19 protein-coding genes are annotated in these 23,495 nt (G+C 69.9%); 13 read left to right on the top strand and 6 right to left on the bottom strand.

Annotated elements, in window-relative coordinates; all coding sequences use genetic code 11:
• Nucleotides 1-22 precede the first annotated feature (22 nt).
• Nucleotides 23-748 (top strand): MerR family transcriptional regulator, encoded by a 726-nt coding sequence (locus tag ACQ1RG_RS03680; protein ID WP_197932138.1) that lies wholly within the window; start codon nucleotides 23-25, stop codon nucleotides 746-748.
• Between the two features lie 211 nt (nucleotides 749-959).
• On the opposite strand, the gene ACQ1RG_RS03675 is transcribed toward ACQ1RG_RS03680, so the two are convergent.
• The 3 genes from ACQ1RG_RS03675 to ACQ1RG_RS03665 all read right to left on the bottom strand — a co-directional run bounded on the left by ACQ1RG_RS03675 (nucleotide 960) and on the right by ACQ1RG_RS03665 (nucleotide 3,920).
• Complete coding sequence (locus ACQ1RG_RS03675; protein ID WP_430600526.1) at nucleotides 960-3,293, bottom strand: heavy metal translocating P-type ATPase; 2,334 nt, start codon at nucleotides 3,291-3,293, stop codon at nucleotides 960-962.
• Nucleotides 3,293-3,505, bottom strand: a complete 213-nt coding sequence (locus ACQ1RG_RS03670) for a heavy-metal-associated domain-containing protein (protein WP_009376628.1) — start codon at nucleotides 3,503-3,505, stop codon at nucleotides 3,293-3,295. The genes ACQ1RG_RS03675 and ACQ1RG_RS03670 overlap by 1 nt, the downstream gene beginning before the upstream one ends.
• A 124-nt stretch (nucleotides 3,506-3,629) precedes the next feature.
• Entirely contained in the window at nucleotides 3,630-3,920 is a 291-nt protein-coding gene (locus ACQ1RG_RS03665) for a metal-sensitive transcriptional regulator (protein WP_009376627.1), read from the bottom strand.
• A gap of 105 nt (nucleotides 3,921-4,025) precedes the next feature.
• On the opposite strand from ACQ1RG_RS03665, the gene ACQ1RG_RS03660 reads away from it, so the two are divergent.
• The 3 genes from ACQ1RG_RS03660 (at nucleotide 4,026) to ACQ1RG_RS03650 (ending at nucleotide 8,876) form a co-directional block, all read left to right on the top strand.
• Nucleotides 4,026-5,885, top strand: coding sequence for an MOSC domain-containing protein (locus ACQ1RG_RS03660; protein ID WP_259800889.1), 1,860 nt, complete (start codon nucleotides 4,026-4,028; stop codon nucleotides 5,883-5,885).
• Between the two features lie 146 nt (nucleotides 5,886-6,031).
• The gene (locus ACQ1RG_RS03655; RefSeq protein WP_430600523.1) at nucleotides 6,032-8,059 is read left to right on the top strand and encodes a sensor histidine kinase; all 2,028 of its coding nucleotides are present in this window, start codon (nucleotides 6,032-6,034) and stop codon (nucleotides 8,057-8,059) included.
• Nucleotides 8,060-8,144: 85 nt separating this feature from the next.
• A complete protein-coding gene (locus ACQ1RG_RS03650) occupies nucleotides 8,145-8,876 on the top strand; it encodes a response regulator (protein ID WP_009376624.1) in 732 nt (243 codons plus the stop codon).
• 25 nt (nucleotides 8,877-8,901) lie between these two features.
• Here ACQ1RG_RS03650 and ACQ1RG_RS03645 read toward each other — a convergent pair whose 3' ends face one another.
• Both ACQ1RG_RS03645 and ACQ1RG_RS03640 read right to left on the bottom strand, forming a co-directional pair.
• Nucleotides 8,902-9,789 carry a serine hydrolase gene (locus ACQ1RG_RS03645; protein ID WP_259823604.1) on the bottom strand — a complete coding sequence of 296 codons (888 nt, stop codon included), beginning with the start codon at nucleotides 9,787-9,789 and terminating at the stop codon, nucleotides 8,902-8,904.
• Complete coding sequence (locus ACQ1RG_RS03640; protein ID WP_259823606.1) at nucleotides 9,786-10,772, bottom strand: LysR family transcriptional regulator; 987 nt, start codon at nucleotides 10,770-10,772, stop codon at nucleotides 9,786-9,788. Before ACQ1RG_RS03640 ends, ACQ1RG_RS03645 begins: the two co-directional genes overlap by 4 nt.
• A 94-nt stretch (nucleotides 10,773-10,866) precedes the next feature.
• On the opposite strand from ACQ1RG_RS03640, the gene ACQ1RG_RS03635 reads away from it, so the two are divergent.
• From ACQ1RG_RS03635 to ACQ1RG_RS03615, 5 genes are all read left to right on the top strand, one after another.
• Nucleotides 10,867-12,768 carry a penicillin-binding transpeptidase domain-containing protein gene (locus ACQ1RG_RS03635; protein ID WP_430600520.1) on the top strand — a complete coding sequence of 634 codons (1,902 nt, stop codon included), beginning with the start codon at nucleotides 10,867-10,869 and terminating at the stop codon, nucleotides 12,766-12,768.
• A complete protein-coding gene (locus tag ACQ1RG_RS03630; protein ID WP_280559284.1) occupies nucleotides 12,765-15,041 on the top strand; it encodes a transglycosylase domain-containing protein in 2,277 nt (758 codons plus the stop codon). Before ACQ1RG_RS03635 ends, ACQ1RG_RS03630 begins: the two co-directional genes overlap by 4 nt.
• Complete coding sequence (locus tag ACQ1RG_RS03625) at nucleotides 15,038-15,376, top strand: hypothetical protein (RefSeq protein WP_009376619.1); 339 nt, start codon at nucleotides 15,038-15,040, stop codon at nucleotides 15,374-15,376. The genes ACQ1RG_RS03630 and ACQ1RG_RS03625 overlap by 4 nt, the downstream gene beginning before the upstream one ends.
• Before the next feature lie 118 nt (nucleotides 15,377-15,494).
• Nucleotides 15,495-16,469 (top strand): class A beta-lactamase, encoded by a 975-nt coding sequence (gene bla / locus ACQ1RG_RS03620; RefSeq protein WP_009376618.1) that lies wholly within the window; start codon nucleotides 15,495-15,497, stop codon nucleotides 16,467-16,469.
• Between the two features lie 358 nt (nucleotides 16,470-16,827).
• A complete protein-coding gene (locus ACQ1RG_RS03615; protein ID WP_131248260.1) occupies nucleotides 16,828-18,195 on the top strand; it encodes an MFS transporter in 1,368 nt (455 codons plus the stop codon).
• 106 nt (nucleotides 18,196-18,301) lie between these two features.
• Here the strand turns inward: ACQ1RG_RS03615 and ACQ1RG_RS03610 are convergent, their stop codons facing one another.
• Nucleotides 18,302-19,609 (bottom strand): MFS transporter, encoded by a 1,308-nt coding sequence (locus ACQ1RG_RS03610; RefSeq protein ID WP_259823608.1) that lies wholly within the window; start codon nucleotides 19,607-19,609, stop codon nucleotides 18,302-18,304.
• Nucleotides 19,610-19,693: 84 nt separating this feature from the next.
• Here ACQ1RG_RS03610 and ACQ1RG_RS03605 point away from each other — a divergent pair, with 84 nt between their 5' ends.
• From ACQ1RG_RS03605 to ACQ1RG_RS03590, 4 genes are all read left to right on the top strand, one after another.
• Nucleotides 19,694-20,497 (top strand): IclR family transcriptional regulator, encoded by an 804-nt coding sequence (locus tag ACQ1RG_RS03605; protein ID WP_063249511.1) that lies wholly within the window; start codon nucleotides 19,694-19,696, stop codon nucleotides 20,495-20,497.
• Between the two features lie 219 nt (nucleotides 20,498-20,716).
• Nucleotides 20,717-21,820, top strand: coding sequence for a cupin domain-containing protein (locus tag ACQ1RG_RS03600; RefSeq protein ID WP_009376614.1), 1,104 nt, complete (start codon nucleotides 20,717-20,719; stop codon nucleotides 21,818-21,820).
• Nucleotides 21,817-22,653, top strand: coding sequence for a fumarylacetoacetate hydrolase family protein (locus tag ACQ1RG_RS03595; RefSeq protein ID WP_009376613.1), 837 nt, complete (start codon nucleotides 21,817-21,819; stop codon nucleotides 22,651-22,653). Before ACQ1RG_RS03600 ends, ACQ1RG_RS03595 begins: the two co-directional genes overlap by 4 nt.
• Before the next feature lie 3 nt (nucleotides 22,654-22,656).
• Nucleotides 22,657-23,424: a maleylpyruvate isomerase family mycothiol-dependent enzyme gene (locus ACQ1RG_RS03590; protein ID WP_095375329.1), complete on the top strand. Its 768-nt coding sequence runs from the start codon at nucleotides 22,657-22,659 to the stop codon at nucleotides 23,422-23,424.
• Nucleotides 23,425-23,495: the final 71 nt, after the last annotated feature.

Genomic DNA, 23,495 nt, shown 5'->3' with positions numbered 1-23,495 from the left:
GGCCGCGACGGCAGTGAAGGCCGTGACGGCTGTGACTGGTGCTGCGGCTGCGACGACGGCTACGGCACCGGCGACGACGAGGAGGCGATGGACGGCGATGCGGATCTCCGAGCTCAGTGCTCGCAGCGGCGTGCCCATCCCGCGGATCAAGTACTACATCCGCGAAGGGCTCGTGCCGCGCGCGCAGCCGACCGCTGATGACCCGGGCGGATACGGGGACGACCACCTCCATCGCGTGCGCCTCATCCGAGCCATGGTGACCATCGGCGGGATGTCGATCGCCACGGCGCGGACGGTTCTCACGGAACTCGACTCCCCGACCCCGGAGGTGCCCGTCGTGCTCGGCCAGGCGATGCTCGGGATCAACGCCCGGCCCGACGATGCGCCGAGCGAGAACCGCGCGCGGGCCGCGAGGGTCGTCGACGACCTTGTCGCCGCGCGCGGCTGGAACCTCGCTGAGGACGAACCGGCCAGGGACGCCCTCATCACGGCCGTGGAGACCATGCTCGACACCGGTCACGCCGACCTCCTCGGTCATCTCGAGGTCTACGCCGAGGCGGCCGACCGGATCGCCGATGCCGATATGGCCAGCGTGGCAACCACCGATTCCGCAGCGGCGATCGTCGAGAAGGCGGTTCTCGGCACCGTGCTCGGCGAGATCTTCATCGGCAGCCTCCGCAGGCTCGCCCACTCCGACCGGGCGCGGCGGAGGTTCTGGCCCGGCGAGGGCGACGACGCTGAGCAGTGAGGGCGGGGGTGCGCGCTCAGACTGAGCACAGGCTCCGCCGGCGGCGCGGTCGCACCGCCGGCAGCGCTCACGCACCGCCTGCGCCCGCGGACACAGACGCGAGCGGCGCCCACGGACCGTGCCGTGAGCGCCGTTCGCGCAGTCGCCGTGGCCGGGGAGCGCCGGTCACAGCGACTGCGGCCGTGCGGCCTGAACCGCAGCAGCCGCCGGGCTACCTGAACCGCAGCAGCCGGAGGCTGTTGAGGACGACGAAGACCGAGGAGAACGCCATCGCAGCACCCGCGATCATCGGGCTGAGCAGCCCTGCCGCGGCCACCGGGATCGCCGCGGTGTTGTAGGCGAAGGCCCAGAACAGGTTGCCCTTGATGAGCCCGAGCGTCTTCCGCGAGAGGCGGATCGCCTGCGGGATCTGCCGCGGGTCCGAGCGCACCATCGTGATGTCCGAGGCCGCCATCGCCGCATCCGTGCCCGAGCCCATCGCGATGCCGAGGTCGGCCCCGGCCAGCGCCGCGGCATCGTTGATGCCGTCGCCGACCATCGCGACCGACCGGCCCTTCTCCTGGAGCTCGTTGACGACGGCGATCTTGCCCTCGGGACGGACGTCGGCGCGGACCTCGGTGATCCCCACGGCCTGCGCGACCGCCTCGGCGGCCGAGGCGTTGTCCCCGGTGAGCAGCACCGTGGAGAGTCCGAGGTCATGGAGTTCGGCGATCGCCGAGGCGGCCCCGTCCCTGATCTCGTCCGCGACGAAGGTGAGCCCGCGGAACTGCCCGTCGACGGCCAGGGCGACGACCGTCGCTCCGGCCGGCACCTCGGCGGGGTCGATGTCGACGGTGATCCCGCGGTCGCGGAGCAGATCGGGTCGACCCGCGAGGACCGCGGAGCCGTCGATGCGGGCTTCGAGCCCACCGCCGGGGATGGCGGTGAAGTCCTCGACCCCTTCCCTCGACCGTTCCACCCCCGCCGAGGCGGTCCCCGCGTCCGTGGTCCGCAGTGCGGTGCGTTCACCCGCGCCGTTGGTATCGGGCGAGGCACCGCCGGTGACAGAGCCTCCGACCGTGCTCCCCGCACTGCGCGCGGCTTCGGCGTCGACGATCGCCCGGGCCACGGGGTGCTCGCTGCCGTGCTCGAGGCGCGCGAGCAGGGTGAAGTCGTCCGGGCTCAGCTGCGTTCCGGTCAGCGACATCACGCCCGTGGTCAGGGTGCCCGTCTTGTCGAGGACGACCGTGTCGATCGACCTCGTCGACTCGAGCGCCTCGGGCCCCGAAACGAGGATGCCCAGCTGGGAGCCGCGACCTGAGGACACGGCGAGAGCCGTCGGAGTCGCGAGTCCGAGCGCACACGGGCACGCGATGATGAGCACAGTGAGCGCGGCGTGCAGGCCCATCGCCCAGTCACCGGTGACCACACCCCACGTGAGCAGGGTGAGGGCGCTGATGACGAAGACGATCGGAACGAACACCGCGGAGATCCGGTCGGCCAGGCGTTGCACGGCGGGTTTGCCCAGCTGCGCGCGGCTGACGAGATCGGCCATCGCTGCCAAGGTCGTGTCGGCCCCGACGCGTTCGGCGCGGACCTCGAGGACGCCCGAGGTGTTGATCGTCGCCCCGGTGACGGTGTCGCCGACGCCGACCTCGACGGGCGCGGATTCGCCCGTGAGCATCGCCTCGTCGACGGCCGAATGACCGGCGACGATGACTCCGTCGGTGGCGATCTTCTCACCTGGCCGGACGAGGAAGACGTCGCCGACCGCCAGCTCGTCGATCGGCACCTCGACCTCGACCCGCGAGCCGGAGAGCGCACCGGTCCCGACCGGCGACCCGGACACCGAACCGCCGGCCCCAGCCCCAGTCTCCCGGATCACGGTCGCCGACTTCGCCCCGAGGTCGAGCAGCTCGCGCAGAGCCGCCGTCGCCCGGTTCTTCGCCCGGTCCTCGGTGAGCTTGCCGATGAGGAGGAAGACAGTGATCGCCGCAGCCGCCTCGAACCACACGTGGTAGTCGCCGGGGATCTGCCAGCCGTAGCCGTCGATGAGCGCGCGGATGAGGGTGGCATAGGAGTACCCGCTGGCGACGATGATGCCGACGCTCACCAGCGTGTCCATCGTCGTCGAGCGTCCCCGGGCTGCTTTGAACGCCGCCGAGTGGAAGGGCCAGGCGCCCCACGTGACGACGGGCAGGGCGAGAGCGCCCACGACCCACTGCCAGCCGGGGAAGTGCCAGCTCATCACCATCGAGATGGCGATGATCGGCACGGACAGGACGAGCGAACCGATGAAGCGCGGGCGCAGGTGCCGGGGATCGTAGTCGACGATCTCCGGCCCCGCCGAGGCGGCCTGCCGCACCGTCGCCCCGTACCCGGCCTTCGCGACGGCCGCGGTGATGTCGTCATCACTGAGACCTGAGTCGATGACGACATGGGCCGTATTCAGCGGCAGGTTCACCTCGGCGCTCACCCCGTCGAGACGCGAGAGCTTCTTCTCGATCCGAGCCGAGCACGATGCGCAGGTCATTCCCGTGATGTCGAGATCAACCTCGCGCGACATCACTTGACCTCGTAGCCCGCTTCGTCGACGGCGGCGCGCAGGTCCGCATCGTCGAGGTCGTTCGCCGAGGTGATCGTCACCGGGGAGTCCCCGCCGGCGTTGAGATCGACCGCGACGTCGGAGACTCCGGGCAGCGCCCCGATCTCCTCCTTGACGGACGCGACGCAGTGGCCGCACGTCATGCCTGACACGGTGATGGTGGTGGTGGTCATGTCTCCTGCTTTCCTCGCACGTGCTCGCCGACCGGTCGGTCGGCGAGGTCGCGATGACTCGTCAGAGATGCGCGATCGTCGGGGGCATCGGTCCGGGAAGGGGGCCGGCGCCCTGGAGATCAGGTCAGCTCTTGATGAGCCTGGCGATGGCGGCTGAAGCCTCCTCGATCTTCTTGCGCGCTTCGTCCTCGCCGGCGGCGGAGGCGTCGACGACGCAGTGAGCGATGTGCTCCTCGAGGAGATTGATGGAGACCGCATGCAGCGCAGCCGTGGCGGCCGAGACCTGGGTGAGGATGTCGATGCAGTACTTGTCGTCATCGATCATCTTCGCGATCCCGCGGACCTGTCCTTCGATCCGCTTCATCCGGCGAGCCAGAGCGTCTTTCTGCGGGGTGTATCCATGTTGCTCAGTCATGACAGGACTATATACCCCCATAGGGTATCTGGCAACCCCGGTGGCCCGTGTGCCGTTGGTCTCATTCTCGCATCCCCGCGGCGGCGGTGCTCGTAGAATCGGGGCATGCGTGCATCCAGACTGTTCCGCTTCCCCGTCAAGGGGTTCCCTGCAGAGGAGATCGCCGAGGCGGTCGTCGACTCAGGTCGCGGCATCCGCGGTGACCGCGTCGCCGCCTTCACGAACGGAAGCCTCAACGTCCCCGCCGACCAGTGGCAGCGCTATTCCGCTTTCACCGTCCTCAAGAACTACCCTGACCTGCAGAAATGGCAAGTGAGCACGGCTCCCGATTCTGCGATCACGCTGACCGCGCCGGCGGGAGGGTCGACGACCTTCTGCCCGGACGATGACGAGTCACGGGCCGCCTCGGCGGAGTTCCTCTCCTCGCATATACCCCCGCAGGGTTCTCATCCGCGCGGGATCGTCGTCGCCGCGCAGGGGATGTTCGACTCCCGCGAATCGGGGATCTCGCTCATCAACCCCGCCACCGTTGAGGCCCTCGGGGCCACCGAGGAAGGACGGGCTGCGCTGGGAAGCGAGGACCTCGACCCGCTGCGGTTCCGCGGCAACATCCTCGTCGAGGGGCTTGATCCCTTCGCCGAATTCGGGCTCATCGGTCGGATCGTGCGCATCGGCGGCGTCCGGCTGGCGATCAGCCAGGCGATCGAGCGCTGCCCGGCGACGACCGTCAACCCCGTGACCACCGAGGTCGACGTCAATGTCCCCCGCATCCTCGCCTCGGCGTGCGGGCACCTCCACTGCGGGGTCTACGGACGGATCCTCGAATCAGGGACGATCACGGCCGGCGATGAGATCGTCGTCGAAGGCCAGGCGCCGCGCGATCTCGTCCCCACCGCCCGGACTCCGCGCTTCCTCACGGTCGTCAGTTCCCGGCAGATCTGCAACGACACGGTGGAGATCTCCCTGCGCGACGAACTCGACTGGATCCGCGACTTCGACGAACCGGGGACGAACCTGCGCGTCCACCTCGAGCTCGGGGCGCCGTTCTGGCGGACGTACACGATCACCGACGTCACCGACGACGTCGTCTCCATCGCCGTGCGCACCCAGGGGAAGGGATCGCGTGCGGTCGCGAGCCTGCCGCCCGGCGAGCGCGTGCTCGCGTCAGGACCGCATGGGACGATGACAGCGGATCGGGTCTTCGGCGGCACGACCGCGCTCGTCACCGCGGGCATCGGGATCACCCCGAGCCTCGGACTCCTCCGCGAGGTCGCCCGTGAACCCGTGACCGTCGGCGCTGCGCTCGGCGCGGGTGGCCACTCTGCGGACGGGGTCGGGCCGGGGTCTGCGGACGGGGCTGCCGCACAGGAGACGCTCGGCAGAGCCGTGCCGGCAGCCGAGCGGCTCAGGCTGCTCCACATCGACCGGGATCAGCGCACGGCGTGCCTGTGGAACCGGCTCGTCGACCGAGCCGAGGGCACGGGCCTGCCCGTCGAGGCCGAGCACCGCGACACCGCCGTCGACGGCAGGCCGGGCCACGACGATCTCGTCGCGACCCTGAGCGGCTGCGACAACGTCATGGTGTGCGGGCCCGCCGACTTCACCCGGGCCGTGCTCGCCGCGGCCGAGGAGGCCGGGGTTCCCGGCGTCCACCAGGAGACCTTCGCCTCCCCGCACACGGGGATGAGCGAGGCGATCGCCGACTGCGAACCCGCCGAGGTCACGCTTGCCGAATCCGGCACGAGCTTCCTCTGGGAGCCCGCGCAGGGCACCCTCCTCGACGCGCTCGAGTCGCGCGGGGTCCACGCGGAGAGCTCGTGCCGCGGCGGATCGTGCGGAACGTGTTCGATCGCGCTCGCCTCCGGCACCGTCCTCTACCCCGTCGAACCGGCAGCGCGCGTTCCGGCCGATCACGTCCTCGCATGCTCGGCGGTGCCCGCCGGACCGATCAGCCTCGCCCTCTGAGGCTTAGCCTCGTGTCGGCCCGCAGTCGCGCCCGCTGAGTCGCGGTCTCGTCCCGCGCCCGCCGAGCCCCTGCCTGACCCGCTGAGGCGGGACGACGACGGCCCGCGCCCGACCGCCTCGGCGGGTCCAGGTGACACAATGGGGCCATGACCGAGGCTGCGACGACCCCCCGCCCGGCGCTCTCCCGCGCGCTCGTCGGGCCCGTCGTCCGGCTGAGCCGCCGGGTCCGCTACGGCGTGGCCGGGCGGATCATGTTCGCGAACTCGGTCATGCTCATCGGCATCATGGTGCTCACGACGAGCCTGCTCTACCTCCAGCTCTCGCAGCTCAACACCAAGCGCGAACAGGACCTGCTGCGGTCCGCCGCGGACACCATCTCGCTGTCCCTCGGCGTCGTCGAAGCCGACGAGACGAACGCGCGCGACGAATTCCTCGCCCCCTCCTCGCACGAGAAGCTGCAGACGATGCTGCGCACTGTCGTCAGCGAATACGACTTCGACATCGCCGCCGTCGTGCCCATCGACTATCTGCGCACTCCGCCCTCGCTCGGGTCCGCGAACCGGCGGGCGGACCTTGCGGAGAACCTCGTCACCGCCTCCTCCGGCGACATCCCCGTCGACTCGCTCGACCAGCTCGCCGCCTCGGTGAATACGACCCGGGTGCTCAGCGGCCGGTCGGATGTCCGCTTCGTCGACGACGGCGGTGAGGGCGGAGGCACGATGTACGTCGTCACCCCGGTCTTCGCCCAGCAGCTCGGCCTCGACGAGGTCGGCCCGGGCACAGTCGTCGGGGCGGTCGTCGTCGGCAACTCCGCTGACTCCGTGCGTGCGGGCTTCCTCGCGCAGAGCAAATGGCTCATCGGCATCGCCATCGCCACGCTTCTCCTCGGCATCGGCGCCTCATGGGTGACGTCCCGCGGTCTGCGCAGGGTCACCGGGGACTACGGTGCGAACGAGCTGCGGAGCATGATCGAGTTCTACTCCTCCGTGCTCAAAGCCGTCTCCGAAGGACTCATCCTCATCGACCGGTCGATGGGCATCGTCCTCATCAACGCCCAGGCCAGGGAGCTGCTCGGTCTCCCGAGCACGGGGTCGAAGCGGGAGCCGGCGCCGGCGGCGGTCGGTGCCGGAGGCGACGAGCAGATCCGTGGTGGGGACGAGCAGAGCGTCGGCAGTGCCGAGCAGCGCCTCGGCGAGGACGCGCACGTCGGCGCCGGGGACGGAGAGAAGTCCCCGCACCTCGGCGGCGATTCCGCCCCGCCCGATGCGGTGGCGGCGACGACCCCGGAGGGCGGGATCCCGCTCGCCGAGCTCGCCCTGCCCGAAGCCCTCTCCGAACTCCTCTCCTCGGGCCGGTGGGCGCGCGACGAGATCCACTACACCGACGAGCGTGTCCTCGTCGTCAACCAGCAGCCCACCGAGGAGGGTGCGGACACGTGGGTCGTGACGATGCGCGACCACACCGAGCTTGCGGAGCTCACCGGCGAACTCGTCTCCGTCCGCTCGTTCTCCGATTCGCTGCGCGCTCAGACCCATGAGTACGCCAACCGCCTCCACATGGTCATCTCCCTCCTCGAGACCGGTCACGTCGACGAGGCCATCGACTTCGCGGCCAAGGACCTCGACGACCTCAGCTGGGTCACCGGCGATGGTCACATGAGCTTCGACCATCCCGTGCTCTCGGCCCTGCTCCTGTCCAAGGTCGCCCAGGCCGCCGAGGCGGGCATCGAGATGACGGTCGACACCGCGGGACTCACGAGCCGCCTCGGCGGGGACGACCGGGATCTCGCGACGATCCTCGGCAACCTCGTCGACAACGCCTTCGACGCGCTGAGCAGGCAGGACGTCCTCCCGGAGAACAAGCGGGTCCACGTCCACCTCAGCGGCGCGGGGGGAGCGGCAGGATTCACGATCGAGGTCAGCGACGACGGTCCCGGCATCGCCGAGGAGGACCTCGACGCGATCTTCGAACGCGGCTGGTCGACGAAGCACGACGGGGTGACCACCGACAGCGGGCACGGACGCAGGCAGACGGGCACCCGAGGGGTCGGACTCTCGCTCGTCATCCAGGCCATCCGCCGCCTCGGCGGGGCCATCGACGTCCAGGGCCGCGGTGAGGACGGCGACGACTTCACCGGTGCCGTCCTCACCGTGTGGCTGCCCGACCGCGGCTGAGGCAGGACCCGGCGGCTCACGGCATGTGTCGAGCCTGGAACACGTGCCCAGCCCGCAGGCGCGGTGCGGAGATTAGACTGACGGCATGCCCGAGACCACCCAGCCTGATGCGAGCATCGGTGTGCTCGTCGTCGAGGACGAGGCCGTCGCCGCCCGTGCTCACGCAAAGTACATCGAGCGCCTCGAGGGCTACCACGTCGCCGGGGTCGCGAAGAACGCCACCCAGGCGATGGCGGCGCTCACGGGCAAGATCCTCGGCCTCGACCCCGACGGGATCGACCTCGTCCTCCTCGACATGAACCTCCCCGACGGCCACGGACTCCAGGTCTGCCGTGCCATCCGCGGTCAGCGGGTCGACGTCGACATCATCGCCGTGACCGCGGCCCGGGACATGCAGATCGTCCAGGAGGCCCTCTCCTACGGCGTCGCGCAGTACATCATCAAGCCCTTCACGTTCCCCGTCTTCAAGTCGAAGCTCGAAGCGTACTCGTCGTACCGGTTCCGCCTCGGGGCCGACTGCCCGGAGGGCGAGGTGACCCAGAACGAGGTCGACACCGCGATCGCCGCCCTGCGCACGCACACCGTCACCGCGACGCCGAAGGGGGTTCCCGACGGTGTCCAGGACGAGGTGAGAGGGGTGCTCACGCAGACCCCCGGTCAGTCCGCCGCCGAGGTGGCCGAGAGTCTCGGTGTCTCGCGGGTGACCGCCCGCCGCTACCTCGAGGCCATGGCCGACGCCGGCCTCCTCGATCGCCGTCCCCGCTATGGGTCCGCGGGGCGTCCCGTCCTCGAATACACCGTCGTCGACGAGGAGTGAGGGGCCCTGGCTCGATCGGTTTCGCTCAGCGCAGCGAGCGCAGGTGCTCGATCGCGAGCCGGGCGCAGTAGCCGATCGAGGCGTCGAGTTCGGGCTGGGAGAACGTCGCGATCGTCGAGCGGGTGAAGATCGCGATCGAATACGCCGTGCCGTCGCTGTCGACGATGACCCCGGCCTCGTGCCGGAAGTTGAGGAACGTCCCGGTCTTCCCGTAGTAGCTGACGGCATCCATGGGGAAGCCCGCAGCGATCCGGTGCCGGAAGATCTGCCTGCGCAGGAGGTCGCGCAGCACCGCGGAGTTCTCGGCCCCGAGCAGACGGCCTGTGTGGATGAGCTCGAAGAGGCGCGCGGTGGCACGCACGGTGCCGGTGTTGAACGCCGAATCCGGCAGCTGGGGCACGCGACCCGAGCGGGCATCGGCGACGGCGACGGCCAGGGCACGGGCCTCGTCACCACCGGCCACCTCGGCGAGGACATCGTAGAGGTGGGACATCGGGGCGACGACGTCGAACGAGCGGATCCCGAAGCGGTGGAGCAGAGCGGTGATCCTCTCGGGCCCGACGAGGGCGAAGAGCGTGTCCGCGGCGGCATTGTCGCTGACCGATAATGCCATCGCGGCGAGGTCGCGCAGGCTCATCTCGACGGGATCGTACAGTCCGGAGATCCCCGTCCCGCCCGGGGTCGCGGTCGTCGGGTCGACGACGACGCGCCGCGTGAGGTCGAGGACGCCGTCGGCGGCGGCATCGAGGAGGCCTGCGACGATCGCGACCTTGCCGACCGAGGCGAGCGGGATGCGCGCGGACTCCCGGATGCCGACCGAACGGTGGGTCTCGAGGTCCTCGGCGAAGAGGAAACCCTGCGCGCCGAGGCTCGTCCACACCCCGTTGATCTCGTCGATGACGGTCTCGCTCATGACGGTCCGAACAGCCTTTCATCCGCATAGCGGCCCTGGTGAGCGACGCTGCGGGTCTCATGGGAGCGGGCCCCGAGGATCCGGGCGATCGCCGTGAGGATGAGCGGCGACTCCATCGCGTCGAGGAGATCGAGGCTGCCGGAGCCGACGACCTCGACCCGGCGGGCGAGGTCGACGTCGCGCAGACCGCGGTAGGGCAGGGAGTGGGTGCGCGCGGTCATCGCTGGGCACAGGAGCACCGAGCCGTGGGCGAAGACATGGGTGACGGCGTCGAATTCGGTGTCGGCGACGACGAACTGGCCGAGGTGGATGCCGCGGGCGACGAGCGGGGTGAGCAGACCCGAATCGTGGAGGAGGCCGGCATCCTCGGGGAGGATCATGATCGTCTCCCGCTCCGAGGCCCGTCCGAAGCCCATGCCAGGCGGCATCCCGCGCAGGTCGGCGGCGCTCATCGCTCCCTCGGAGCCTGTGAATCGGGTCGAGGCGGCGACGAGGTCGACGACGAGGTCACTCGACTGCCGTCGACGCTGCGTCGGCCGGGGAGGACCGAGCCCGCGGACGTCGAGTCCCGCGTCGATCTCCCCGGACTCGATGAGATCGTCGAGGGCCGCCGATTCGGCGGGGACGAACCGCGGCACGGCCCCGCCGAGGCGCAGCTCCTTCGTCGCCGAGACGAGGACCGCGGGGTCGAGGCGCCCGTGCACGCCGATGAGGGTGCCCTCCTCGCGACGCCCGGCCACCTCGGCGAGGCCGTCGATGCGGCGCAGTATCTCGAGGACGTCGGGCAGCACCGCCCTGCCGGCGGCGGTGAGTCGGATGCGGCGACGGCTGCGGTCGAAGAGGCGCACCCCGAGGTGCCTCTCGAGGTCGGCGACCCCACGGGAGATCGGCGGCTGTGCGAGCGAGAGTTCGTCGGCAGCCCGCGTGAAGCTCTCGTGCTCGGCGACGGCACGGAACATCTCGAGGCTCTTGAGGAGGTTCACCGACCGGTCTCCACCTGGGTGTATATCAGAATCAGCATGATGCGAACTCCATGTGATATTGGACATGCTCAGGATGGGTGCCAACGATAGCACCATGAAGCCCCTGACACGAAGGATCATCGGTGTCGTCGTCGTGCTCGTGCTCGTCGGAGTCGGCGTCCTCGCGCTGCGCGCCCTCCCCGTCCTCCCCTCGGTCGCCGCGAGGCAGATCGCCGCCGACCTCACCTCCGGTCAGCTGCGCTCACAGGCATGGACGAACCCGGACGACGGGGACGACCTCGCCGGGATCGTCACCGACCTCGCCGAGGCGGGACAGGGCACACGCCGTGTCACCGTCGACGGCGTCGACTCGGCCGGCGGCACCGCGACGGCGACGCTGCGCTGGGACTGGGAGTTCGCCTCGGCGGCGGGTGACTGGTCCTACTCCGTCGACGTCCCCCTCCGGCGGTCCGGGGCACTGTGGACGGCCGAGTTCGATCCCCGCCTCGTCCACCCCGACCTCGGTGACGGTGAGATCCTCACTGCCGAACGCACGGCCGGTGAGCGCGGGCGGATCCTCGGTGCCGACGACGCCGTCCTCGTGGCCGAGGGCGAGGTCATCGACGTCGGCCTCCAGCCGAGCAGGCTCACGGATGAGAAGGCGACACTCGCACAGCTGGAGAAGTCGCTCGATATCGATCCGAAGGAGCTCGCCGAACGCGTCGAGAAGGCCGATCCGGACGCGTTCGTCCCTGTCATCACGCTCCGCAAGGACGACTACGAGCTCGTCAAAGGCGCGATCCTTGAGCTGCCGGGCACCGTCTTCCGCTCCCGCACGCAGCCGCTCGCGCGGACGAAGGGCTTCGCCGCGGCGACGCTCGGCTCGGCCGGACGTGCCGAACCCGACGAGATCGCCGCCGAACCCGAGAGCCTCACCTCTGACTCCTACGTCGGGCGCAGCGGAATCCAGATGCTCTACGACGGCACGCTGCGGCCGGGCCCCGGGCTGCGGATCCTTGCCGAGGATGCTGCTTCGGGTGCTGCGGGCGGCGGATCCGGTGAGGGCCCGGCGACGCTGTACACGGTCGACGGGACTTCCGGGAAGGACGTGACGACGACGCTCGACGTCGCCGTCCAGACCGCCGCCGAGGAAGCGGCGGCCACGGCGACGAAGCCGAGCGCGATCGTCGCGATCCGCCCGAGCGACGGCCATGTCCTCGCCGTGGCGAACTCCGACCCCGCAGGGGCCGCGTGGGACCGGGCCCTGACCGGCCAGTACCCGCCCGGGTCCGTGTTCAAGATCGTCTCCGGGGCGGCGATGGTCGACTCCGGGATCACTCCCGGCACCGCCCTCGACTGCCCGAAGACGACGAGCGTCAACGGCAAGCGGTTCAAGAACGCTGAGGACCACGTGCTCGGCACGGTCGACTTCTCAGAGAGCTTCGCCCAGTCGTGCAACACGGCCTTCGTCAACTCGGCCCCCGACGTCACCGCGGCAGCCCTGAGTGAGACGGCGTTGAGCATGGGCATGGGCCAGATCGACATCGGCACCGACTCCTACATGGCCTCGGTGCCCGAGGTCGACGACCCCGTCGAGCACGCGGCGGCGATGATCGGCCAGGGCAAGGTGCTCGCCACACCATTGGCCGTCGCGACGATGACCGCGACCGTGGCCAAGGGGTCCACGGTCCGACCCCTCCTCGTCCTCCCCGACAGCCGGGACCGGGCCGGCGAGGTGCCCGCCCCCGATCCGAAGGGGCTGGCCGAGGTCAAGGAGATGATGCGGGCGACGGTGAGCGACGGCACCGCCTCGGCGCTCGCCGACGTCCCCGGTGACCCGGTCTACGGGAAGACGGGGACCGCCGAATACGGCACCGCGGTGCCCCCGCGCACCCATTCGTGGTTCGCCGGGTTCCAAGGCGACCTCGCCGTCGCCGTCCTCGTCGAGGACGGGGGATTCGGCGCCGAGGCGGCAGTGCCCGTCGCCGACCGATTCTTCACGGAGCTCAACTCATGAGACATCTGCTGAGATTCCTCGCCCTGTCCGTGTGCGCCGGGATCGTCGCCGCCGGACTCGCCATCCCCGTGGCCGGATCCTCCGCCGCCGCCCTCGGGGCGGGAATGGACCTCTTCGACTCCCTGCCCGCCGAGCTCGACGACCGCCCACTCGCCCAACCGTCGACGCTGCTGACGAAGGACGGGACGACGATCGCGACCTTCTCGTGGCAGAACCGGGACGAGGTGCCGCTCGAGAGGATCTCGCAGCCGATGCGCGATGCGACGCTCGCGATCGAGGACCGCCGCTTCTACGAGCACGGTCCCGTCGACGTCGAAGGTGTGGCCCGGGCCGTCGCGAAGAACCTCCTCACCGGGTCCCTCCACGGCGGATCGACGCTCACCCAGCAGTACGTGAAGAACGTCCTCATCAATGCCAGCCAGGCCGATGGGGACGAGCAGGGCATCGACCGGGCCAGGGACCGCTCCGGGGTGAGCGGCATGGCGCGCAAGCTGCGGGAGATGCGGCTCGCGATCACCGTGGAGAAGACGTTCACGAAGGACGAGATCCTGGGCCGCTACCTCAACATCGCCAGCTACTCGGGATCGCCCAACGTCTACGGCGTCCAGGCCGCCGCCCGGCAGTACTGGGGCGTCGACGCCGCCGAGCTGTCGATCGCCCAGGCGGCGACGCTCGCCGGGATCGTGCGCAACCCGTATGAGTACAACCCGCAGAAGAACCCCGAGGCGGTCATCGAACGCCGCAACCTCGTGCTTGAGAAGATGGCCGAATACGGGTACATCACCGCCGACGAGCAGAAGGAGGCGGCGGAGTCCGGACTCGACCTCAAGCCGAACGTCACTCCCAACGGCTGCGCCTCCGCCGGTGACCTCGCCTACTTCTGCACCTACGTCGAGAGCGCGGTCCTCACCGACGAGCGCTTCGGTGCCACCCCCGAAGAACGGAAGGAGACCCTGCGCCGAGGCGGTCTGACGATCCGCACCTCCATCGACTCGGCCCTGCAGAAGAAGGCCGTGGAAGCGGTGCGGGACCGGCTTCCCGTCGGGGACTCCTCCGGGGCGGTGCAGGCTCTCGTCAGCGTCGATGTCGCCACCGGAGAGATCCGGGCGATGACCCAGAACACGGAGTACAGCCTCGGCGAGGAGGAGAAGCGGGGACGCACCTCGGTCAACTACGCCGTCGACAGTCCCTTCGGCGGGGGCACGGGCTTCCAGCCGGGTTCGACGTGGAAACCGTTCGTGCTCGCAGCCTGGCTGGCCGACGGCCGCAGCCTCGGCGACACCGTCAACGGGTCGGGGACCGACTACACGGGGTTCTCGACGCAGGGATGCGACGGTCGCAACTATGCCGCCGGCGGCTACAACCCGCGCAACGCCGGGGACTCCGGCGGCGCGGACGGCAGGATGACCGTGCTCGAGGCGACGAAGAAGTCGGTGAACAAGGCGTACGCGGACATGGCCTCGCAGCTGAACATGTGTGAGATCCGGGATACGGCGACGAGCCTCGGCGTGCGTCTGGGAACCGGGGAGAAGCTCTCTGCGGCGACATTGGAGAACGGGACCGAACAGGTCCTCTACCCGTCGTCGATCCTCGGGACGGTCTCCGTCTCACCGCTGACGATGGCCTCGGCGTACACGGCGTTCGCCAACCACGGGACGCGGTGCGCACCGCAGGCGATCGTCACCGTCACCGACTCCGAGGGCGAGGAGATCCGCGGTGCCGGTGGTGATGGGAACGCGGGGTGCGCCGAGGTGATCGACCCGACGATCGCCGACACCGTCGCGTACGCGCTCAGTCAGACCTTCGAGGGCGGGACGACGACGAGGCTGCGCATCGGCACACCGGCTGCGGCGAAGACGGGGACGACGAACTTCGAGGTCGGAGCGAGCTGGCTCGTCGGGTTCACCCGCGGCCTGTCGACGGCTGTGTGGACGGGCGACCCCGAGGGCATGCGCGACTGGCGGCGGAACTCACGCGGGTCGATGCCGCGCATCGTCTATGGTCAGACTGTATCGGGGCCGACATGGCAGGAGTTCATGCGCTACGCGGGTCCGCGCGCGGAGACCGGCGGCTTCCCGCGGCCCGACGGCGGAGGCGAGAGCGCGGGTCGGAATGCTCGGGGACCCGACGGCGGTAGCGAGGTCTCCCGCGGTGCCGACGGCGGGAGCGAGCCCGGCCGGTCGGGCGACGGACCGTCGGAGGCGGACGATGCTGGGAAGCCGGATGATCCGGCGAAACGCGACGGTGCCGAGGCGGGGCTGGGAGGGAGATGACTGTCGATGCCAAGGGTCGTCCGCGCTCGGTCGGCGGGGCTGTCGGGTTCGGGATCGCTGCCCTCGCCGTGTTCGCGTTCCCCATCGCGATGCTCGCCTTCCTCGGTCTCATCGCCTACTCGGGCTGCATCGTCCACTGCTCGGGGGAGCCGCAGACGGACTGGGTGACCACGCTGTCCTACCTCGGCGTCGCAGGCCTCCTCATCGTCGACATCGGACTGTGGGCGTGGGCAGGGTATCGATGGGGCCGGCCCGTGCCGCTCATCATCGCGGCGGTCCCCGTCGTTCTCACCTACATCGTTGTCGGCATCGGCGTCCTCGCCGGCGCGTTCTGAGAACCGGGGGAGAAGTCGACAGGGGTGGCCCAATCACGTGCCTGCCCCGAGTGCTCGGCCGAGGCGCGCACAGGCTCGGGAAGCGTACGCAGAGGGGACTTACTCGGATAGGAGAGAGATGACGAAATCACTGACACCGCGAACCCGGATGCTGCGGGCTGCGGCCGCGCTGGCCTGCACGAGCGGCCTCATCCTCGTCGCCGGCTGCCAGGAGGGCGGGGCGGCCACCTCGGCGGACGGGGCCGATCCGACTGCATCCTCCACATCGGTGACGCCCACGGATACAGGGGATCCGACTGCGGCGGACCCAGCCGAAGCCGACTCCGCCTTCACCCAGCTCGAAGACGACTTCGATGCCAGGGTCGGCGTCTACGCCGTCGACCTCGACACGGGTCGAGAGCTCGCCTGGCGCGGCGATGAGAGGTTCGCGTACGCGTCGACGATCAAGGCCATGGCCTCGGCGGCGCTGCTCGATGAGGTGGGGACTGACGGACTGTCGAAGAGGGTGTCGATCTCCGAGGACGACATCGTCAGCCACTCGCCGGTGACCGAGACGAAGGTCGGAGGCACGATGACGCTCGCCGAGCTCTGCGAGGCCGCGATGACCCAGAGCGACAACGGTGCTGCGAACCTCATCTTCGCCGAACTCGGCGGGCCCGCAGCCCTCGACGAACGCCTGAACGATCTCGGCGACACCGGAACCACGGTCTCGCGCACCGAACCGGGACTCAACGAGGCGAAGCCCGGGGATCCCCGCGACACCACCACACCGCGCGCCTCGGCGGGCAACCTCCGCGAATACGTCTTCGGCGGAGCGCTCGAGGACGACGAGGCGACGACCCTGACCGACTGGATGAAGGCCACGCAGACCGGGGACACGCTGATCCGAGCGGAGCTGCCCGAGGAATGGACGGTCGGGGACAAATCGGGCACCGGATACTACGGTTCGCGCGCCGACCTCGGGATCGTCTGGCCCGGCGACGGCGGTCCCATCATCATCTCCGTCCTCTCATCGAAGGACGAGAAGGACGCCGAGGCCGACGACCGTCTGATCTCCGGCGCAGCGGCCATCGCGGTCGAGCAGATCCGCTGAGTCGGCGGGCAGTGCGGCGCCGGCCTCCGCCGCGGGCTGCGGATCTCGTTCCCCATCGAGGTGAGAGCCGCGGCCGCCGACGATGAGCCGCTGTCGACGGCGGACGCCCTCGTCTCAGGTGCGGGGTCGCAGGGATTCGTCCGCCGTCGGCTCCCTTCCCGGGGCGATGGGAGGCGAGTCAAGGCGGCCGGACAGGGAGACTTGATCGCGTGCGTCGGTCTGTACTCGTGTGACCAGGGAGGACACGATGAATTTCGGCTGAAGCCTCCCGTGTGTCCGGGTCAGCTGATAGTCTCAAGCGCGGATCACCTGAGAGGCCCCTGACGGACCCCTTCACTGCGAGCGAACGGAACCGACGATGTCCGAGTTCGAACCCGAATCACGCCCCCGCACCCAGGCAGGGGCAGACTCTGCCGAGAAGGAGAGGGGACGCCGCCGCTCGATGCTCGTCGCCGCCTTCGGCACCGTCGTCGAATGGTATGACTTCTCGATCTTCTTCTATGTCGCGACGACGCTGACGAAGGAGTTCTTCGGCGGGCAGGCCGATTCGCTGCTGCTCACCCTCGGCGTCGGCGCCGCCGGATTCCTCTTCCGGCCGCTCGGGGCCATGGTCTTCGGCCACCTCGGCGATCGGGTCGGACGCAAACACGCACTCGTCGTCTCCGCGGTGCTCATGGCCGTGTCCATGCTCGGCATCGCGATCATGCCCGATTACAACACGATCGGGATCTGGGCCGGGGTCGGCCTCGTCTTCTTCCGCTGCCTCTCCGGGTTCTCCGTCGGTGCCGAGTACACGGGGATCATGGTCTTCCTCATGGAGTCGGCGAAGCCGGGCAAGCGCGGACTCGCTGCGAGCTGGGCTGCGGCGAACAGCGAGGTCGGCGCCCTGCTCGCCGTCGGTTCGGGTGCCCTGCTGGCCAATACGCTCTCGACCGAGGCGATGGAGTCGTGGGGGTGGAGGGTGCTCTTCGTCCTCGGTGCCGTCCTCGCCGCGCTCATGGTTCCGCTGCGCCGGATGATGGTCGAGACCGACACGTTCAAGCGCCTGCAGAAGGCGGAGAAGACCGATGTCGTCCTCAAGCGCTCGCCGCTCATCACCGCGATCCTCGAACAGCCCCGGGCGATCATCGTCGCCTTTCTCATCTCCTCGATCGGGTCGGTGAGCTACTTCCTCAACATCACCTATGTGCCCACCTACGTCGAAGAGGTCGCCCAGGTCCCGAACTCGGGTTCGCTGGCGCTGGGCACCGTGGCCGCAGTCGTCGCCATCGTCGTCACGCCGTTCTTCGGGCTCGCCTCCGACCGGTTCGGGCGGAAGGTCTCCCTTGCCGGCCTCATGGTCGTCTTCATCTTCACGACGATCCCCGCCTATGTGCTCCTGAGCAACGACTCGGCGTCGATCGCGATCGGCGGCGCCGCATTCCTCGCGATCCCCGCCGCCGGGTGGAGCGCCGTGGCCGCGGCGATGATCCCCGAGCAGTTCACCGGCACGAGCCGCTTCTCGGGCATGGCCATCGGCTACAACGTCGCCACCGTCCTCTTCGGCGGACTCTCACCGCTCGTCGCCACGTGGCTGATGTCCTCGACCGGTCTCACCCTGGCACCCGCGATCTACGCGACGGTCATCGTCGTCGTCGCCGGCGTCCCTGTGCTCTTCCTCGCTCGCAGCATGGCGAAGAAGTCGCTCGCAGAGATCGATGAGGACCGCCACCTCGTGCCCGCGTAGGGCCTCTGGGGCGGCCTCCGGCAGGAGGATCCGGTTCGACATCGAGCCCCACGCCGTACCGGATCCTCCTCGCGAAGGCGGTTCGCGCGAGGTGTGATGCATACTCTCAGGGCGCGACCGGTTCCACGGCGGCCTGTTCGCCGTCGACGGTCCGCCGGCGGCGACTGAGAACCGTGAGGGTGGCGAGGACAAGGGCCGAAGCCAGTGCCGCCCCTCCGAAGAGGAGGAAGCTCATCGACGGGTCGACCCCGTTGATTCCGAGGAGGATGCCCGAGACCTGCGGCGCGAGCACCGCACCGATGCGCCCGACGCCGAGCGCCCAGCCCAGGGCCGTGCCGCGCAGGTGTGCCGGGTAGTGCGAGGCGATGGCCCCGACGATGAGCGACTGCGTGCCGTGGGTGCCGATGCCCGCGAGGACGAGGGCGACGTAGATCGCGAGCGTCGCGGTCGTCCCGCTCATGAGTGCGACGAGGGCGATGCCGGCGACCGCTGCGGCGACCGTCGCCGTCGGCAGGATTCCGAACCGGTCGCCCGCCCATGCCGTGAGCACCGAACCGACGACCGCGCCGAGGTTGAGGGCGATCGTGAAGGCCAGGGCGGGTCCGAGATCGGCGCCGGAGTCGCGCATGATCTTCGGCAGCTGCGTGCCGAGGCCGTACCACGCGAAGAGGGTGAAGAGGGTCGTGAGTGCGAAGAGGATCGAGAAGCTCAGCCACGGCGTGGACAGGATCGTGGAGAAGCCGGTCCGCGGCGCTCCGCGGTCTCCGGCCTCAACGTCCGCCTGCCCCGGGTCGCTGCCGGACGCGGCACGGGGCGCACCCGTCTCCGGCAGCACCTTCCAGGCGACGGCGAGAAGGATGAAGGAGACCGCGGTGATCCAGAACATCGCCGGCCACCCGAAGGCGGGGATGAGCCAGAGTCCGGTGAGCGCGGCGATCGTTCCGCCGATCGGCACCCCGGACATCATCAGGGTCGCCATCGAGCCGCGCCAGCGTGGGGGAACGAGCTCGGCGGTGAGCGCGTTCGCCGAGGGCACGAGTCCGCCGAGGCCGAGGCCGGCGATGAGGCGCAGCGCCCCGAAGACGCCGGGGTTCGGTGCCAGGGCGCAGGCGACCGTGGCCACGCCGAAGACGATGACGCAGAGCAGGATGGTCCGGCGGCGCCCGATCGCATCGGCGAGACGGCCGGCGACGACGGCGCCGATCATCATCCCGAGGAACGCGAGCGAGCCGAGGGTGCCCGCCGAGGCGGGGGTGAGTCCCCAGTCGGTGGTCTCGATGAGAGAGTTCTGGACGGCACCGTAGACGATGAGGTCGTAGCCGTCCATGACGATGAGCAGCCAGCAGATGACGACTGCCGCCCAGCGGCGCGCTTCGCTGCGCGCCGGGGCCTGTGAGGAGGTGGTCTCGGTCATGGGGGACACCGTAGGGAGGGTGTGAAGCCGATCACGAGTATATTCTGCTCTGCGGAATCCGGAGGACAGGCTACCGTGGGGGTCATGCCGCAGCATTTCAGCATCGTCAAACGTCCTGACCATGCCATCGAGTCCGTCGACAATGCCCTGCTGCTCATCGACCTCCTCCGCCGCCACCCGCAGGAGGGCGTGCGCGTCCAGGACGTCGCCGCGTACCTCGGGGTGGCGCCTTCGAGTGCGCACCGCCTGCTCTCAACGCTGCTCTACCGGGGATTCGTCACCCGCGGGCCCGCCAGGCAGTACCGGCCCGGACCCGCCCTCGGCGTCGCGGAGACCCAGGGCACACAGTCGGTGCCCGGCCCGGTCCTCGAGATCCTCGCCCAGCTCAGCGCCGACACCGGAGAGACCGTCTCCCTCCTGCGCCGTCGCGGAGTGAGCGTCGTCTTCCTCACGACCGTCGAATCCCGCCAGCGTCTGCGGGTGGGGGAGCGCACCGGCACCGTCCTCCCGGCGCGGCTGACCTCAGGGGGCAAAGCACTGCTCGCCGCTCTCGACGACGTGTCGATCCGCGCCCTCTACGCCGGCGGGCGCTCACCCGGTGAGCGCCTCGCCGGCAGCGACCTCGAGCGCCTCCTGGCCGAGATGGACGAGGTGCGAGCTCAGGGCTTCGCGCTCAATCTGCGGCAGACGGAGTCCGACATCAGCGCTGTCGGCATCGCGGTTCCGCACAGCAGCGGACTGCCTCCGCGCGACGCTGTGGCTCTGAGCGCGCCGGCGGTGCGCACGACGGCGCTGACCTCGGAGCGCTCGATCGACCTCGTGCGGCGCGCCTGCGCGGACCTCGCCGGACTCGAGCTCGTGCCGGAGAGCCCACCCCCGGCCGACTGAGCCGCCCGCGCCGCGCCCGCCCCCACCTCGGCGGAGCGATCGTTCCTGGTCACCATGGACAGCGTCCGACGCCGTCAACCTGTACGGAACGACCAGCGATCGGCGAGGGCGCGTGCCTGCGCCATCGACCGATTCCGTCCAGCGGAATTCATGCTGTGACCTCGCCCACCGAGGAGTAGCCTCGGCGCAGATTCAACGCACTGGTCCGAGGAGGCCCCGATGACGCGCCCTGCACCGACGATGGTCAACCCCGACCCGACTCCCGAGGAGGAGCGAGAGCTCGAGGCGATGTATACGACCATGGCGGAGGAGAACATGATCCCGCTGTGGACCCAGCTCGACGAGCTCATGCCACAGGTCCCCGCCTCGGCGGCGGTCGCCCACCAGTGGCAGTGGTCGACCCTGCTCCCCCTGGCCGAACGCGCCGGCGACCTCGTGCCCGTCGGTCGCGGCGGGGAACGGCGGGCGATCGCCCTGGCCAACCCCGGCCTCGGCGGGGCACCGTTCGCGACCCCGACGCTGTGGGCGGCGATCCAATACCTCGGCGGGCATGAGGTCGCTCCCGAGCACCGGCACTCGCAGAACGCCTTCCGCTTCGTCGTCGAAGGCGAGGGCGTGTGGACGGTCGTCAACGGCGATCCGGTGCGGATGTCGCGCGGGGACTTCCTGCTCACCCCGGGCTGGAACTTCCACGGTCACCACAACGAGACCGACCAGCCGATGGCGTGGATCGACGGCCTCGACATCCCCTTCGTCCACTACGCCGACACCTCGTTCTTCGAGTTCGGCATCGACCGCGTCACCGACGAGTCGACCCCGGACATCTCCCGCTCGGAGAGGCTCTGGGGGCACCCCGGGCTCCGTCCGCTCTCGGGCCTGTCGAACACCGTGAGCTCCCCGATCGGGGCCTACCGCTGGGAGCACACGGACCGCGCCCTCACCGAGCAGCTGCGCCTCGAGGACGAAGGCTTCCCCGCCACCGTCGGTCAGGGGCATGCGGCGATCCGCTACGTCAACCCGACCACCGGCGGAGACGTCATGCCGACGATCCGCGCCGAATTCCATCGTCTTCGCGCAGGCACGACGACCCCGGTGACCAGGCGCGTCGGCTCCGAGGTCATGCAGGTCTTCGAAGGCTCCGGGCGCATCCTCGTCGACGACCGCGTCTTCGACGTCGTCACAGGCGATCTCGTCGTCATGCCCTCGTGGTCGGCGGTGAGCATCGAGACCGAGACCGGCCTCGACCTCTTCGCATTCAACGACCGACCGATCATCGAAACCCTGAATTTCGCCCGCACCCACGTCGAAGGAGAACAGCAGTGAGACTTGCCACCATCGCCACCCCGTCCGGATCCCGTGCCGCAGTGGAGGACGGCGACGACTATGTCGTCGTCGAGGACTTCGCCGACGTCGGAGCCCTGCTCGCCGACGAGTACTGGCAGCGCACCGTCGCCGAGGCGATCGCCTCCCCGTCGGCGACCGTGCCCGTGAGCGAGGCCGAGGAGCTTCAGCTCATCACCCGCCCCGGCAAGATCGTGTGCGTGGGGCTCAACTACCGCAGCCACATCCTCGAGATGGGCCGCGACCTGCCCGCGTACCCGACCCTCTTCGCGAAGTTCGCCGAGACGCTGACCGGCCCGCACGAAGACGTGCCGTTCGCGCCCGAGGATCCGGAGCTCGACTGGGAGGGTGAACTCGTCGTCGTCATCGGCAGGCAGGTCCGCCGGGCCGATGAGGCCGAAGCCGCCGAGGCGATCGCCGGGTACACGATCGCCAACGACATCTCGATGCGCGGCTGGCAGTTCCGGACGAAGGAATGGCTTCAGGGCAAGATGTGGGAGGACTCGACCCCGCTCGGACCCGTACTCGCGACCGGTGATGACTTCGACCCCGCCGAGGCGGTGCTCACCACCACGGTCAACGGCGAGGTGATGCAGCAGCATGCCATCGTCGACCTCCTCTTCACCCCGGCCCACCTCGTCTCCTACATCTCGACGATGATCACCCTCGAGCCCGGAGACATCATCCTCACCGGCACCCCCGGCGGCGTCGGCCGTGCCCGCGACCCGCAGGTCTACCTGCAGCCGGGCGACGAGGTGAGCGTGTCGATCGACGGGATCGGGACGATCTCCAACCGCATCGTCGACGCCGGGTGAGCCATGGTCGCCCGGCACGATCTCACCACCGACCCCGCACTCCTGGCCGAACTGCTCACGGTGCGGCGGGGGACGGCGTTCTTCGCCCGCAAGCTCGGTGAGCTCTCCGACGCCGAGTTCGACGAACCGAGTCTTCTGCCCGGCTGGTCCAGACGCCACCTCATCGCCCACGTCGGGTACAACGCTCGGGCGCTCACCCGCCTCGTGCAGTGGGCGAACACCGGCGTCGAGACGCCGATGTACGAGTCGCCTACGGCCCGTGACGCCGAGATCGACTTCGGGTCGACCCTGCCGGTGCGCGCCCTGCGCCACCTCATCGAGCACGCGGCGATCAGCCTCGACGTCGAATGGCGCGACAGCCCCGACGAGGCGTGGGAGGCGATCGTGCGCACCGCGCAGGGCCGGGAGGTGCCCGCACGGGAGACCGTGTGGATGCGCACCCGCGAGGTGTGGCTCCACGCGATCGATCTGGACAACGGGGCACGGATGAGCGACATCCCCGCACCCGTCCTCACCCGGTTGCTCTCCGACATCACCGGGGCGTGGCGGGCGCGGGGAACCGATGCGGGGATCGTCGTCGCCGTCGAGGGGACGGACGACCGCCTCGGCGGGGCCGGCGTTGCGGACGGGGACCCGGCGGACGCGGGTGACCGGGCCGGAACGGTCGTCAGCGGATCGCTGCCCGACCTGGTCCGCTGGGCCTCGGGCCGGGGCGATGCAGGCGTGCGGACCTCGACGGGTGAGCCGGTGACCGCGCCGAGGTGGATCTAGCCGACCCGGGGCACTCCCGGAGCCGAGCGGTCCCGGGACTGCTCGGCTCCGGGACCGCTCATGGTCGAAGG

Origin of the sequence: Brevibacterium sp. K72, from assembly GCF_050562175.1 — a bacterium.
Lineage (GTDB): Bacteria > Actinomycetota > Actinomycetes > Actinomycetales > Brevibacteriaceae > Brevibacterium > Brevibacterium casei.
Note: the sequence above shows the minus strand (reverse complement) of the source record. Positions and strands in the feature narration are given on the sequence as shown.